Genomic DNA, 14,652 nt, shown 5'->3' with positions numbered 1-14,652 from the left:
GCTCACGCCTTTCGGAGGGGCTGGAGAGGGTTGAGGAGTGAATCGACGGGCGCGTCCGGCCGAGTGCACAGTTCGGCGAGGACGGCCTGCCAGTCGTCGAGCAGCTCCTGAGCCGTGGCGGGGTCCCACAGATCGGCGGAGTACTCCAGGAAGGTGCGGTAGCCCTTGGCCGGGTCGCGGCGCGGGGCGAGACCGAAGGAGAGGTCACCGCGGGACACGGGCGGGGCGAGGTCGTCGACCTCGACGTCGAGTCCGGGGATCTCGATGTCCGTGTCCAGGGAGTTCTGGAAGGCGATGGTCAGCGGGAAGCGCTCGGGCACCGCGCGGGCGCCGCTCTCGCGCAGGGCGCGCACGATCCGCGCGGTCGGCAGGACGTGGGCCGTCGCCTCCAGGGCGCCGGCACCGGTGCGCTCCACGAGGGCGCCGCGGGTCTCGTCCGGGTCGGGCGTCACCCGGACGACCACGCCGGTCGACGTCAGCGCGACCATCGACTCGAAGGCGCTGCGCTCGCGGTGGGCGTACGGCGTGCCCATCGCGATGTCCCGCACCCCGGACCGGCGGGCGACCAGTACGCCGAGCGCCGTGGCCGCGACCCCGAAGGGCGTGGTGTGCCGGGCCGCCGCCAACTTCTCGACGGCTCTGCGCAGTTCACCGGACGCGCTACCGCGCAGGGTGTCGCCGTGTCCGCTCGGCACGGCGGGCCGGGCCCGGTCGCCGGGGATCTCGACCGTGGCCGGGATCCCCTCCAGATACCGGGTCCAGTACGCCGTCCTGCGGGCCTCCTCGGCCGGGTCGGCGTGCTCGCGCTGCCAGCGGGCGTAGTCCGTGCACTGCGCCGCCGGTTCGGGCAGACCGTGCGGGCGGCCCGCGGCGGCGGCCGTGTAGAGCGCGGCGAGCTCGTCCAGGAGGAGGGAGAGGGACCAGCCGTCGACGCAGATGTGGTGCACGACGAACATCAGCGTCCACCGGTCGGGCGCGACGCGCAGCAGCCGCAGGACGGGCAGGACCGGCAGGACACCGCCGGTCACCGTGATGGGCGTCGCGGCAGCCTCCCGGCACAACTCCTCCGCGCGCGCGAGCCGTTCGGACTCCGCCGCGATGCCGGTGAGGTCCTCGACGGGAAGGGCCGGGGGCGGCACGTCGAGAACCTCCTGCCGCCAGCCGGTGCCGTCGTCCGTTCCGTACGACGGCACCGACGGCCCGTCTCCGGGGACGAAGCGGCACCGCAGTCCGTGGTGGCGGTCGAGCAGCCCGGCCACCGCGGTGCGCAGGGCGGCCACGTCCAGGGGGCCGGTGAAACGGATCCGGGTGGGGATGTTCCACACCTCGGGGCGGGGCATGCCCAGGACGCCCGCGATCATGCGGGCCTGCTGGTCGCTGACGGGCGCCGTGTCCACCACGGTCACGCCCCGGGGTGGCGCGAGCCGGGCGGTCATCGCCCCCAGCGTGGCGTCGGCGAAGAAGTCCGCCAAGGGGTATTCCACGCCGAAGCCGTCCCGGACCCGGTTCACCAGTCTGATCGCGCCGATCGAATTCCCCCCGAGTTCGAAGAAGTTGGCGTCCAGGGTGAGATCACCGACCGGGCCGAGTGTGTGCTGCCAGAGGGTACGGAGGCGGTGGGCACCGTCGGGGGTGCCCGGGGTGGCAAAACCCGGTGTCAGGTCGCCGACCGTCTCCGCGGCGCCCGCCGCCATGGTGGTCAGCACGCTCTCCAGACGGTCCAGGCACCCCCGTGCCGTCTCCTCGTCGAACAGGTCGGCGTCGTAGCGCAGGCGCAGGTCGAGGTCTCCGTCGGGGAGCCGGGTCGCCATGAGGGCGAGTTCGAGGGGTGCCGACTCGGTGCCGCCGTCGAGAGGGGTGGCGCGCAGGCCCGGCAGGGCGAGGGCGGTCAGGGGCGTGGTGTCGAGGTCCGCGGAGACGGTGACGAGGGGGCGCGGGTTGCCCGGGTCGGGGTGGCGGGACGCCGACAGGGCGTCCAGGTCGACGTGTTGGCGGGCGTCGGCGGCGAAGAGCGTGTCCCGGGTGGCGCGTACGGCGTCGGTGAGTGTCGTGCCGTCGGTCAGGGCCCCGCGCAGCGGCAGCAGGGACACGTGGAAGCCGACGGTGTCACGCGTCTCGGGGGTGCGGCGGCCGAAGGTGGACCCGATGACGAAGTCGTCCTGTCCGGCGTACTGGCGCAGCACGATCCGCCAGGCGGTGAGCAGCGTCGCGAACAGGGTGGCCCCTTGCCGCCCGCTCCACTCCCGCAGCCGCCCCGCCCGCTCCGGGCCGAGCCGCAGCCCCACGGCCCCGCCGCGTCCGGTGACGGTACGGGTGCGCGGCCGGTCCGTAGGCAGCGCGGGCGCGCCCGGCCCGTCCCCGAGGTGGGCGCGCCACCAGTCCAGGTCGTCCGCTCCCCCGGTCGCCGCGATCGTGTCGAGCGTGCTCCCGGCGGGCCGCTCGAACCGGGGCGCGCGCCCCTCCACCGCCGCCCGGTAGAACTCCCCGAGGTCGGCGGCGACCAGCCCGGCTGAGTGGCCGTCGGTGACGAGGTGGTGCATGCCGAGGATCAGCGCGTGGTCGTCGTCGGCGAGCCGCAGCAGCCGGGGCGTGAACAGCGGCCCCGACGCGAGGTCGTACGCGCGGGTGCTCTCCTCCCGCAGGGCGGCCCGGATCACCTCGTCGGCGTCCCGGCCCCGGACGTCGTCGACGATCAGGGCCGGACGCGCCCGGTCCCGGTCCTCCCGTACGACCTGGAAGACCCCGTCTCCCCCGGCCACGAACGCGGTCCGCAGCCCGTCGTGGCGGCGGACGAGGCCGTCCACGGCGGTCCGCAGCGCCTCGACGTCCAGCGGACCCCGCAGCCGTACGCCCTGGATCTCGTTGTACGCGGCCGGGTTGGCGATCAGTGCGGCGGCGAGCCAGAGGCGGCGCTGGGCGGGGGTCGCGGCAGCCCGCCGTTCGCGTACCTCCGTCGGGGGCTCGTGGTAGCGGCGGCGCAGGACGTCCAGCTGCTCCAGGCCCGCCCGCATCTCCTCCGGCGGCAGTCCGAAGTCGACCAGGGCGGCGATCTCGTCGACACCCGCGGCCCGCAGCGCGTCGACGGTGGCCGCGCAGGTGTCCGGGGAGCCGATCAGGGCCCGTTGGTCGCAGTAGCGGTCGTAGGCGCGGTCGAAGAGGTAGGCGAGGTCGGCCTCGCTCGCGTCGGCCACGTCCTCGGGGCGTCCGCCGAGAGCGCTCGCGGCGGAACGCATCTGGAGGGAGGAGCGCAGATAGCGGCTCATCGGCTCGCGCGCGGCGGCCCGGGCGGCGGCGTGGTCCTCGGCGAGGTGGGTGTGGAGCAGGACGGTGACGCGGCCCGCGTCGGGGTCGAGGCCGCTCTCGGCGCGCAGCCGACGGTAGTGGCGGATGTTCGCCGCGAGCTGCTCGACCGTCTGGTTCATGAGGTTGGTGACGATCCCGAGGTCGCGGCGGGCCGCCTCCTCGTACGAGGCACGCCGCCCGGACGTCGCCAGATACATCGGCGGCAGCTCCTGCACGGGCCGCGGGTGCAGGTGTACGTCGATGGGGTGCCCTTCGCCGGTACGGCGCGCGACGCTCTCGCCGCGCCACAACCGCCTTACGTCCTCCAGGTGTCGGAAGGCGATCTCGGTGCGGTCGGTGAAGCGGTCGGGGTGGAGGGCGAAGTCGTTCGCGTGCCAGCCGCTCGCGCAGCCGATGCCGACCCGGCCGCCGGAGAGGTTGTCGGCCACGGCCCACTCCTCGGCGATCCGCACGGGGTCGTGCAGCGGGAGGACCACCGAGCCCGCGTGCAGACGGATGCGGCGGGTCTCCCGGGCGAGCGCGGCGGCCAGGACGGACGGGTTGGGGAAGAGGCCGCCGAAGGAGTGGAAGTGGCGTTCGGGCAGCCAGAGCGTGCTGAAGTCGTGGGTGTCGGCGAAGCGTGCGGTCTCGATCAGCCGTTCGTAGGCCTGGGCGCTGTCCTCGCCGTCGGGGTGGTCGCCGAAGAAGTAGAGGCCGAAGTCGGGGGCGGGCCGCTCGGAGGCGTTGCCATGGCCGTGACTTCGGCTGCGGCGGCCCGTCGTCGGGAAGTAGCCGCCCACGCGCAGCTCCCGCAGTGAGTCCTTCACCGCGTCCGCGATCCGTTCGACGTCGGTGTCGGTGTGCGCGGTGGAGAGGTAGAAGGAGCGCCACTCCCAGACGTAGATCCCGCGCAGGAGGAGGTGGTGGTAGAGCAGTTCCATGTCGGCGCGGTGGGTGAAGCGGAACATGGACCCGAAGTGGGCTGTTTCCAGGGGGAATTCCTCGGCGCGGAAGAAGTCGTCGAGGTCGGCGGCGAGCGCGTCGGTGCGGGCGTTCAGCGTCTGCTGGAGCCCCGGGCCCTGCTCCTTGAGGTGGGTGAGGACGGCGCGGGCGGCGGCCATCGACAGGGGGTGCTGGATGTACGTACCGCCGAAGAAGGTCGTGTCGCGCGTCGGGCGGCTGTCGTCCCCGTACCGCCAGAAGCCGCCGTCGATGCCGTCCATGAGGTCGGCGCGGCCCGCGATCGCGCCGATGGAGTGACCGCTGCCGAGGGCCTTGCCGTAGGTGGCGAGGTCGGGGACGACGCCGTAGTGGTGCTGGGCGCCGCGGGGGTGGGGGCGCAGGCCGGTGAGCATCTCGTCGAAGAGGAGGACGATTCCGCGCCGGGTGGTCAGCTCCCGCAGCGCGCGCAGGAAGGCGACGGGGCGCAGGGCGGGGTTGCGGCACTGGACCGGTTCGACGAGGACCGCGGCGATCGTGTCGCCGAGTTCGTCGACGACGTCCAGGCTCTCCTGGCTGCCGTATTCGAGGACGAGGAGTTCGGACACCGCGCTCGCGGGGATGCCGCGCGAGACGGGGACGGCGTGGCGGCCGTCGGGACCCGGGCGGCCGAGGACCGAGTCGATGTGGCCGTGGTAGGAGCCGCGGAACATGACCACGCGGTCGCGTCCGGTGGCCGCGCGGGCGAGCCGCAGGGCGGCGGAGTTGGCCTCGGTGCCGGAGTTCGCGAACGCCACCCGCTCCATGCCGGTGAGCTCCGCGAGCAGTTCGGCGGCCACGCCCGTGTCCTCGGAGCGCGGGCCGAGGCGCAGTCCGTCGGCGAGGTGACGGCGGACGGCCTCCGTCACCGGCGCGGGCTCGTGGCCGAGCAGCAGCGCGCCGAAGCCCATGGTGATGTCGGTGTAGTCGTTGCCGTCGACGTCCGTCAGCCGGGCGCCGTGCGCCGAGCGGGCCGCGATCGGGTACTGCATCTCCTTCGTCGCCCGCCGGAAGCCGACCACGGCCCGGCTGTCCGCCAGCACCGTCCGGTGCCGCTGGGCCAGCTCCTTCGACGTGCGGGTCCGCTCGGTGAAGCGGCGGACCAGGTCGTCGGCGTGGGCCCGCTGGGCCTCGCTCGCACCGGTGCCGGACATGCCGGAGTCAGGGGGGAGGGTGATGTGGGGGCCGTGGGGGCCGTGGGGGCCGTGGGGGCCGTGGGGGCCGTGGGGGCCGTGGGGGAGAGGTTGCCCGGCGGGCGGCTCGGCGCGTTGCCCGGCGGGCGGCTCGGCGCGTTGCCCGGCGGGCGGCTCGGCGGGTTGCCCGGCGGGCGGCTCGGCGGGGGGCTCGGTGCGGTGACGGGCCGCCGTCAGGAGTTCGTCGAGCCGTCCGGAGGCGGCGACGGTTCGGGCGACGGCCTCGGCGCTCGCCTGCGACTCGGGGCTGGTCCGGGCCGTGGTCATTCTCCGACCGCCTTGCGGCCCTCGGTGAGCAGGGCCACGGCCTCGGAGAGCTGACCGAGCATTCTGGTCTGGGTCTCGGCGAGTTGGCGTATCTGGCGGGCGAGTTCCTCGACCTCGGCACGGGTGGCGTGGATGGGCTCCTCGTCGGGGGTGGCGTGGACGGGCTCGTCGGCGGGGGTGACATGCACGGGCTCGTCGTCCGGGGTGACACCCGCGGAGGCCGCCCCCTGCCCCGTCCGCTCCGCGATCAACCGGGCCGCGAGCCGTGGGGTCCCCGCCTCCTCCAGGATCTCCCGCATTCCGATCTCGATCCCGAACTCGGCCTCCAGCTGCCGCACCATTCCTATGAGCTGGAGCGAGTCCGCGCCGAGCCCGACGAACGTCCGCTCCGCCGTGATCTCCTGCGGCGCGTATCCGAGATGGCGAGCGCTGAGTGCCAGCACCCGTTCCAGTACGGCCTGTTCGGTCATGCCGTCCTCCGTCCTGCGGTCGTCGGCCAAGGGGGTGGGCGGCGGTCCTGTCCAGTACGTCCGGTGCTGGAAGGGATACGGCGGCAGCGGGATCCGGCGGGCGTCACAGCCGTCGAGCAGGGCCGCCCAGTCGAGCCGGTGGCCCGCGCAGTGCAGCCGGGCGACGGCCGCCCAGAGGGTGCCCAGGCCACGGTCGTCGCGGCGCTGGGTGGGGACGGTGGCGGTGTCCGGCCGGGCGCGCCGGACGAGCCCGGTGAGGGGCGCGTCGGGGCCGATCTCCAGTTGGACCGGCCGCCCGGGTGTCCGCTCCAGCGTGCGCAGTACGGCGGCGAAGTCCACCGGCCGCCGCGTCCCCCGTACGAGGTGGTCGGCGTCCGGCAGCCAGCCCGCCGGGTGCCGGACCCCGTCCGGACCACTGACGAACTCGGTCCTGGTGGGCCGCAGTCGTATCTTTCCGCAGGCGTCCCGGAACTCCGCCAGGACCGGGTCGAGCAGGGCGGTGTGGAACGCGCGGTCCACCGGCAGAGGCTCCGCGGGCGTGCCGCGTTCCGCGAGCCGGGCGCGGGCGGCTGCCACCGCCTCGGGCGGTCCGCCGACGACGTACTGCCCCGGCCCGTTGACCACGGCGAGTTCGAGTCCGTCGACCTCGGTGACCAGCGCCCGTACGACGTCCTCGGCGGCGAACACCGCGAGCATGCCCCCAGCCGGGGCGCCGTCGCGCATCAGCCGCCCCCGTTCGCAGACCAGCCGCAGCCCGTCCTCCAGCGTCAGCGCCCCGGCCACGCACAGGGCCGCGTACTCCCCGGCGCTGTGCCCGGCCACCGCGACCGGTTCGACGCCGAACCGCCGCCACAGCCGCGCCTGCGCGACCTGCAGGGCGAACAGCGCCGGCTGAGCGAAGGCGGTGTCCCAGACCCGCGCTCCTTCCGGGTCCCAGGACCGCACTCCCTCCGGGGCCCGGGCCCGCGCCGCCTCCGGAGGACCACCGTCGGCGCCGCCCAGCAACCGGTCGAGGAATCCCTCCTCGCCCGTCTCGTCCCGGTGGATCCCCGCGCACTCCTCCAACGTGCGGGCCACCACCGGGAACCGCTCGGCGAGCGCCGCGCCCATCCCGTCGTACCCGCTGCCCTGGCCGGTGAAGAGGAACACCGGTCCGCCGCCCGCCTCCGCCCCGGCGACGCCGTGCGCGTACGCCCCCGCCTCGCCCCGCACGAAGGCGTCCAGCGCCGCCGCCGTGTCGCCGGCCGCGGCGGTGACCACCAGCCGGTGTTCCAGATGCCGTCGCCCGAGCGCGGTGGTGAGGAGCAGGTCTGCGGGGTCGGTCCCGGGGTGTTCGGTGAGATGGTCGCGGAAGGCCCGTGCGGAGGCGAGGAGCGCCTCGGGGGTGTGGCCGGACAGCGGCAGCAGTGCGGGGGCCTGCCCACGGTCCGGCGGGCGGGGGGCCGGGGTCGGCGCCTCCTCCAGGATCACGTGGGCGTTCGTCCCGCCCATCCCGATGGAGTGCACCCCGGCCCGGCGCGGGCGGCCCTCCTCGGCGGGCCAGGGCAGCGCGCGGGTGGGCAGGACGAAGGGGCTCCCGGTCACGTCCAGGGCCGGGTTGGGGCGGGTGTGGTTCACCAGCGGCGGTATCTCCCCGTGCCGCAGCACCAGCACCGCCTTGATCAGCCCCGCAAGACCGGCCGCGCTGTCCAGGTGGCCGATCGCCGACTTCGTGGAGCCCAGCGCGCAGAAGCCGGTGCGGTCGGTGTGCAGCCGGAACGCCTCGGTGAGGGCGGCGAACTCGATCGGGTCGCCCTTGAGCGTGCCGGTGCCGTGCGCCTCCAGGTAGCCGACGGAGTCGGCGGGCACCCCGGCCGCGCGCAGCGCGCCGAGCACGGCGTCGCGCTGGCCGGTGGAGCCCGGCGCGGCGAACCCGGCCCGGTCGGCGCCGTCGTTGGTGACGGTGGACCCGGCGATCACCGCATACACGGTGTCGCCGTCGGCGAGCGCCCTCTCCAGCGGTTTGAGGACGACAGCGGCGACGCCGTTGCCGCCGACGGTGCCGTCCGCGTCGGCGTCGAAGGCGCGCACGGTCCCGGAGCGCGAGATCGTCGAGCCGCGTACGTGCCGGTGCCCGGTGACCTGGGGCACGTGCAGGGCGGCCGAGGCGACGACCATGAGGTCCGCGTCGCCGAAGTGCAGGGCCTGGCGGGCGAGATGGACGGACACCAGGGACGACGAGCAGGCGGTGGCCACGTTCAGGGCCGGACCCGTCAGTCCGAGCCGGTGGGCCGCCCGAGGGGCCGCGAAATCGGGGTAGTTGCCGACCTGCGCCTGCTTCTGCCGCTGCCAGTCGCCGGAACCCGACTCCTCCGCAAGGTTGTTGGCGAGGTAGCTGTGCAGCGAGTACAGCCGGTAGCCGGTGCTCCCGCACACCCCGATCCGCACCCCGGCGCGCGGCTGCGCGTACCCCGCGTCCTCCAGGGCGTGGTGCGCGCACTCCAGGAACAGCCGCTGCTGCGGATCGGTGACCGTGGCCTCGCGGGCGCTCATCCCGAAGAAGGCCGCGTCGAAGCCGTCGATGCCGGGCAGCGGGGCGCTCGCGGCCACGAAGTCGGGCGCGCCGTACTCCTCGGGGGCGAACCCGGCCGCCGCCAGCTCGGCGTCGGTGAACCGCCGTACATGCGTCACGCCCGCCCGGATGTCCCGCCAGTACCCGTCGGGGGTGTCAGCTCCCGGAAATCTCAGCGCCATCCCGACGACTGCCGTACGCACCGCTCGTCCCCTCCTTGCCGGCGCCGTGGACCGCGTACAACCGGAGCAGGTAGATCCCCGCGACCACGATGGCGAGGCCGTGCGACCAGGCCACGACGGTGAACGCGGAGAACGATTCGAGAGCCGCCGACACCCCGATCATGCCGATCCCGAAGCCGAGGTTCTCGACCGTCGCCGTGAGCCCGAAGGCGTGGCCGCGCAGGGTCTCCGGCAGGGTCTGCAGATGCGAGGTGTACGACACCTCGGTGAGCCCGTCCGCGGCGCCCGCGACGAGGGCGATCAGCACGGTCGCCGCCATCGGGAACCCGGCGAAGCCGAGGATGAACGCGGAGGACATGACGATGGTGCCGAGACCGAAACCGAGTGCGCCGACGGCCCGTCCGGAGCGTTTGGCCCAGCGTTGGATGACCTGTTGGGCCAGGACGTTGCCCAGCGCCCAGAACAGCCAGAAGCGGCTGACGAACGCGGCCGGGTCGTCCGGGTGGAGCGTGCTGGAGTAGACGGGCAGGGCCGCGTTGTGCGAGGAGGAGCCGAGGGCGTCGACGGTGCGCAGACACATCATGAGGCCGAGCGCGGGCACGGTGGCCAGCGCCGTCGTCGCGGCCCACACGCCGCGCTTCTCGCGGGGTTCGTCGGGCGCCCGCGGGGGCTCGGGGGCGCGTTCGATGCCCGGCAGCCACGCGACCGCCGCCGCGCACACCACGAAGCTCGCCGCGTCCACCAGGAACGCGGCGGTGAAGCCGAGCCAGGGCACCACCACACCGGACGAGGCGAACCCGGCGACCATCGCCAGCGAACGCCCGCCCACCATCAGTGAGTTGGCCCAGGCGCGCCGGTCCGCGCCGACCAGGTCGGGGATGGAGCTGCGCAGCGCGACCATGAACACGGTGCTGCACGCCCCGACGGCCGCGGACACCGTGAACAGCACGCCGGTCCGCAGTCCCCCGTCCGGCGTCACTACCAGCAGGAACATGACAATGGCTTGGGCGATATTGGCCCACAGCATGACCGGCTTGACCCCGAACCGGGCCTGCACGCGCCCCGCGACCGTCCCCGCCAGGAACCCCGCGCCCAGCCGCACCGCCATGAACAGTCCGATGGCGAGTGCGCTGTGGGTGGTGGCGTAGACGAACAGGTTGAGCGCCACCATGTTGAGGAAGGTGCCGTACGAGGAGACGGAGTAGCCGGCGACCAGGACGCGGTAGCGCCCCTCGGCCGTCACCGGTGCCGCGCCACGAGCCGTCCCCGGACCGCCGCCCGCCCCCACGCGCCGGATGGCGGTGCGGCACCGGCGATGTTCACGACCCGGATCAGGTGACGCATGTTCCCTCTTTCTTCGGCTTTCCTCGGCGCGGACGGCACAGGTGTCCGGAGGCATCCTCCCCCTGTGGGGCGGAGGGGATTCCTCTGTCCCGGGACTCCCTGAGACGGGACGTCCGCCGGGTCGCCGAAAGTTCCGGCCGGCGGGCACCCCCCGCGCGGGAAGCGCGCCCGGAATCTACCCGGTCGGCAGCAACTTCTCGCGTCCGCGCGCCCGGTACTCGGCCAGCAGCCCGTCGATGTCCGGCTCGCGCAGTCTGCGGTACGCGGACTCCCCCGGCGGCCGCCACCACACCGGGTCGGCACAGCGGAAGCCCTCGCGGCGCAGCCCCACCCGGTGGATCTTGTTGGTGGCGGTGACCGGCATCCGCTTCACGATCCGGACGAAGCGGGGTGCCATCTTCGTCCCCAGGTCGGGCTGGGCGAGGAGGAAGGCCGCGAAGGCCGACGGGTCGAATCCGGCCCCCTCACGCGGCGCGATCGCCGCCATCACCTGGTCCCCGGCCACCGGGTCCGGAACCGCGTACACCGCCACGGCGGCGGCGTCCTCGTGGCGGGTGAGGATGTTCTCGATCATCGCGGCGGCGAGGTTCTCGCTGTCGACGCGCAGCCGGTCGTCGGCCCGCCCGGCGAAGTAGAGGAAGCCGTCGCTGTCGCGGTAGAAGAGGTCGCCGGTCCAGTACCAGCCCTCGCGGCGGCGGTCGGCGTCCGCGGCGGGGTTGCACCAGTAGCCCTCGAAGGGGTTGGGTCCGCGGTTCACCAACTCCCCTATCGCCTCGTCCCCGTTGAGAAGCCTCCCGTCCTCGGCGAAGACGGCGGGCGGGCACTCGGCCCCTGTCTCCGGGTCGACCACCGCGAGGTCGTCGCGGGGCGCCGCCCGCCCGATCGCGCCCGCCGGGGCGCCGGGCGTCCACTGGATGGCGGCGCCGCCCTCGGACGAGCCGTACCCCTCCACCAGCCGTACCCCGAAGCGCTTCTCGAAGGCGGCCGCGTCCACGGCCCCGGCCTCCGTCCCGAAGCCCATCCGCAGCGGGTTGTCACGGTCGTCGCCGCGGGCGGGCGTGGCCAGCAGGTACTGCACCGCGCGGCCCACATAGGTGAAGTACGTCGCCCCGCAGGCCCGTACGTCCGCGAGGAACCCCGACGCCGAGAAGCGCCGCCGCAGCGCGATCCCCGCGCCCGCCGCCAGCGCGGGCGCCCAGTCGGCGATCACCGCGTTGCCGTGGAACATCGGCATGCAGATGTAGTGCGTGTCGTCCGGGCGCACCCCGAACTGCTCGACGAGCGAGCGCCCGGCGGCGGCCAGCCGTCCCTGGGTGCAGATCGCGGCCTTGGGGGCGCCGGTCGAGCCGGAGGTGAAGTAGAGGAGGAGGCGGGCGTCCGGCGACACGGAGGGCGCCGCGTCCGGCTTCGCGCCCTCGTACGGCGCGAGGAGTTCCCCGTACGCCTCGGTGCCGGTGACCAGGACGCGTACGCCGGGCAGTTCGAGGCCGTCGAGGAGCGGCAGGTGGGTCCGCTCGGTGACCAGGACACGGCACTCGGTGTGCAGGATGTCGCGGGCCAGTTCGGGGCCGCGCCGGGTCGGGTTGATCCCGGCGACGGCGGCACCGGAGAGGGCCGCCGCGCTCAACCAGAGCGGATATTCGGGGGTGTTGTCGAGCAGCACCCCGACGTGCGGTGCGGCGCCCGGCGGCAGCAGGTCGGCGAGGAGCGCCGCCCGCGCCGCGGCGCCCGCGGCCACCCGGTGATGGCTCAGCACCCGCCCCTCGAACCACAGTCCCGGCCGGTGGTCGCCCCACCGTTCCTGTACGAGTTCCGCGACGGTACGCCTCATGGACCCCATGGGGGCGCACGATAATTGACGGGCTGTCAGAAGGGGAGGCCCGTGCCTTCGAAGTCGTCTCCGCCGGACGAGTCGTCCATCGAGAAGAACCCGTGGACGCCCACCATGAAGCCGATGCAGAAGAGGACGATCACCGTGCAGAAGACCAGGATGCCCACGGTTCCCGCGGCCAGCTTGCCCCGGCTCGGCGTGTGAGCCGTGGCCTTCTCCGGGCGCTCGGCGATGTAGTGGACGGGGACGATGTCGCCCTCGATGATCGTCGCCGGGCCGTTCGGCTCCTCGAAGCGGACCGTGCGGCCGTCGCGCGTCATGAACTCGTACACGTGGTGCAGGGTCGTACTCACAGAGGTGTCGCCCATGCCGCCGCTGGTCGTCGTGAAGGACCGCAAGCAGCGCGCCTCGGCGGTCAGCCCGCTGCTCCAGGCCCGGTTCATGTCCAGTGAGCGACGGATCACCGCGACCGCCATGAATATGGCAACGGCCATGATCAGCCCTGGCACGGCATAGAAGAACACGTCCACGACATTCCCCCGTTGTCCGGTACAGCTCCACGCACGCCGTCATGGTCATGTCGACGTGCGTGGAACCTACCCGTGGGGGGTGCGCGAGCTCCTCAAGAGAGGCTCAGAACATTTCCGGTCGGGACGCACTCAGAACGTGACGTCCGCGCACGAGTAGAACGCGTTCGCGGTGTCGGCGATCGTCCACACGCCGAGGATGACATGGTGACCGCTCAGTCCGGAGGGCAGCGTGCCGGTGTGACTGAGCGTGGACGGCGGGCGCTGCCCGTTGTACGGGACGGTCAGGAACGGGGTGGTGTTCAGGTCCGCCCTGGTCAGTGCGTGGTTCTGGTTCCAGCCGGACTTGGTGACGAAGTACTTGAAGTCGGTCGTGGCGTGCACGGCCGTGAACTGCCAGCGGAAGGTGTAGCTCTGCCCGCCGGTGACCTTGGTCGTCGGCCAGGCCGCACCCGAGGGGGTCTTGGGCTGGTCGAGCTGGCCGAAGTTGGTGTGGTTCGCGGAGCAGATCTGTCCGTCCGCGGGACCCGCCGCCGGGAAGCCCTTCGGGCCCTCGACGCTCTGGGGCTCCCACTGGATGTCGCCGCAGCCCGCGACACTGCCGCCGTTGGCGGCGCACAACTTCTGCCGGCTGAGGGGCTGGTCGGTGTAGCCGTGGGCGTCGGCTCCGCCGGTGGAGAGCACGAACGTGCCCGCCGTGGCGAGGCCCACGACAGCGGCGTACAACTTGGCTTTCCTGGTGGCACGGACCCTTGCCGCATGGGTCTTGGTCGTCCGTATGCGCATGCTGCCGCTCCTGGAGGACGTGGGGGAGGTTCTCGTGAGCCGTGCGCGCGATTTTCAGGTCTAGACCAAGTCCCAGATTATTGCCGCGACTTGAACATGTCCAGACCAATTACCAAGCTGTCGGTCCCCGTCACGGCCCCGTTGTCGGTCCCCGTCACGGCGAGGCCTCCCTGTGCCCCGTGTAGAACGCCACCGTCAGGTCCTTCACCAGTGCCTTGCGCTCGTAGTCGTCGAGTTCGACCAGCCCGCGCATGGTCAGCCGGGTCACCGTGTCCTCGACGGAGTCGACGACGGAGGTGAGCACGGTGTCGCGGTGCTGGGCGTCCAGGGTCGCGATCCGGCGGCGCTGCATCACGGCCGCGACCTCGGGGGCGTACTCGATCCGGGTCGGCTGCGCCGAGAACACCTCCAGGCCGACCGGCGCGGTGTCCGCGGCGATCATCCCGGTGAGCACCTCGCCGACCACGTCCGTGTTGCGCAGAGTCGCCACGTCCTTGATGACGGCGGGCGGCGCCTCGGCCGGCAGCTGCGAGAGCATCCGCGACATCGCCGCCTCCACGCACTCGCGCAGATACGTCTCGTGGTCCTCGACGCCGAGCACGGCCCGCGCGGTGTCCTTGACCCGCCACACCACGAGCACCACCACCCGCAGCGCGACCCCGTTCGCGTCGACCACCGACATCGGCTCACTGCGCCAGTGCCGCAGCCGTACGTCGACCCTGCGCCGCAGCACCATCGGGTTGATCCACAACAGCCCGGTGCGCCGGACCGTGCCCCGGTAGCGGCCGAAGAGGCCGAGCACCCAGGCCCGCCCGGTCCGGCCGCGGGAGAGCCCGCCGAACCCGAACAGTCCGAGCGCGCCGGCCCCGGCGTACGCGGCCCACTGCGCGGGGCCGATCCCGGCGCCCGCGTACCAGGGCAGCCCGATCACCCTCCCCGCGCTGTGCGGAAGCACACCCGACCACCAGGTGGTGAGTACACATCCGGCCACCCCGCAGGCCCCGGCCAGCACACCCGCCACTCCGGGCAGCACCCGTGCGGGGCGCTCCACCAGTTCGGGGTCGACCTCCGGCACCGGGCGCGGGGCCCGGCCCAGCAGGGGACGCCGGATCCGGGGCTGTTCGCCCGTGCCGCGCCGCCGCCCCACCACGGCGGGCGAGAGCGGCACGGACACCGGTTCGGGGTCGTCCCGGAAGAGCAGATGAACGGGGATCTCGGTGGTCGCCTCGTTGTGGATGAGC

At 73.5% G+C, this 14,652-nt stretch carries 7 protein-coding genes; all 7 read right to left on the bottom strand.

Features of this window, described 5'->3' with window-relative positions; genetic code table 11:
- Window positions 1-2 precede the first annotated feature (2 nt).
- The gene (locus ACFVWD_RS28125; RefSeq protein WP_389600024.1) at window positions 3-5,720 is read right to left on the bottom strand and encodes a MupA/Atu3671 family FMN-dependent luciferase-like monooxygenase; all 5,718 of its coding nucleotides are present in this window, start codon (window positions 5,718-5,720) and stop codon (window positions 3-5) included.
- Complete coding sequence (locus ACFVWD_RS28120) at window positions 5,717-8,944, bottom strand: type I polyketide synthase (RefSeq protein ID WP_389600022.1); 3,228 nt, start codon at window positions 8,942-8,944, stop codon at window positions 5,717-5,719. Before ACFVWD_RS28120 ends, ACFVWD_RS28125 begins: the two co-directional genes overlap by 4 nt.
- Window positions 8,898-10,094 carry an MFS transporter gene (locus tag ACFVWD_RS28115; RefSeq protein ID WP_389600122.1) on the bottom strand — a complete coding sequence of 399 codons (1,197 nt, stop codon included), beginning with the start codon at window positions 10,092-10,094 and terminating at the stop codon, window positions 8,898-8,900. The genes ACFVWD_RS28120 and ACFVWD_RS28115 overlap by 47 nt, the downstream gene beginning before the upstream one ends.
- Window positions 10,095-10,442: 348 nt before the next feature.
- Window positions 10,443-12,107, bottom strand: coding sequence for an AMP-binding protein (locus ACFVWD_RS28110; RefSeq protein ID WP_389600021.1), 1,665 nt, complete (start codon window positions 12,105-12,107; stop codon window positions 10,443-10,445).
- Between the two features lie 26 nt (window positions 12,108-12,133).
- Window positions 12,134-12,628: a DUF3592 domain-containing protein gene (locus ACFVWD_RS28105; RefSeq protein ID WP_389600019.1), complete on the bottom strand. Its 495-nt coding sequence runs from the start codon at window positions 12,626-12,628 to the stop codon at window positions 12,134-12,136.
- A 129-nt stretch (window positions 12,629-12,757) separates the two neighbouring features.
- Window positions 12,758-13,411 (bottom strand): lytic polysaccharide monooxygenase, encoded by a 654-nt coding sequence (locus tag ACFVWD_RS28100; RefSeq protein ID WP_389600017.1) that lies wholly within the window; start codon window positions 13,409-13,411, stop codon window positions 12,758-12,760.
- Between the two features lie 154 nt (window positions 13,412-13,565).
- The coding region (locus tag ACFVWD_RS28095; RefSeq protein WP_389600016.1) for an SPFH domain-containing protein at window positions 13,566-14,652 on the bottom strand (1,087 nt) is incomplete at its 5' end.

Source organism: Streptomyces sp. NPDC058086, from assembly GCF_042885015.1.
Taxonomy (GTDB): Bacteria; Actinomycetota; Actinomycetes; order Streptomycetales; family Streptomycetaceae; genus Streptomyces.
The sequence above is the reverse complement of the archived record's forward strand: the minus strand, read 5'-3'. Positions and strand labels throughout refer to the sequence as shown.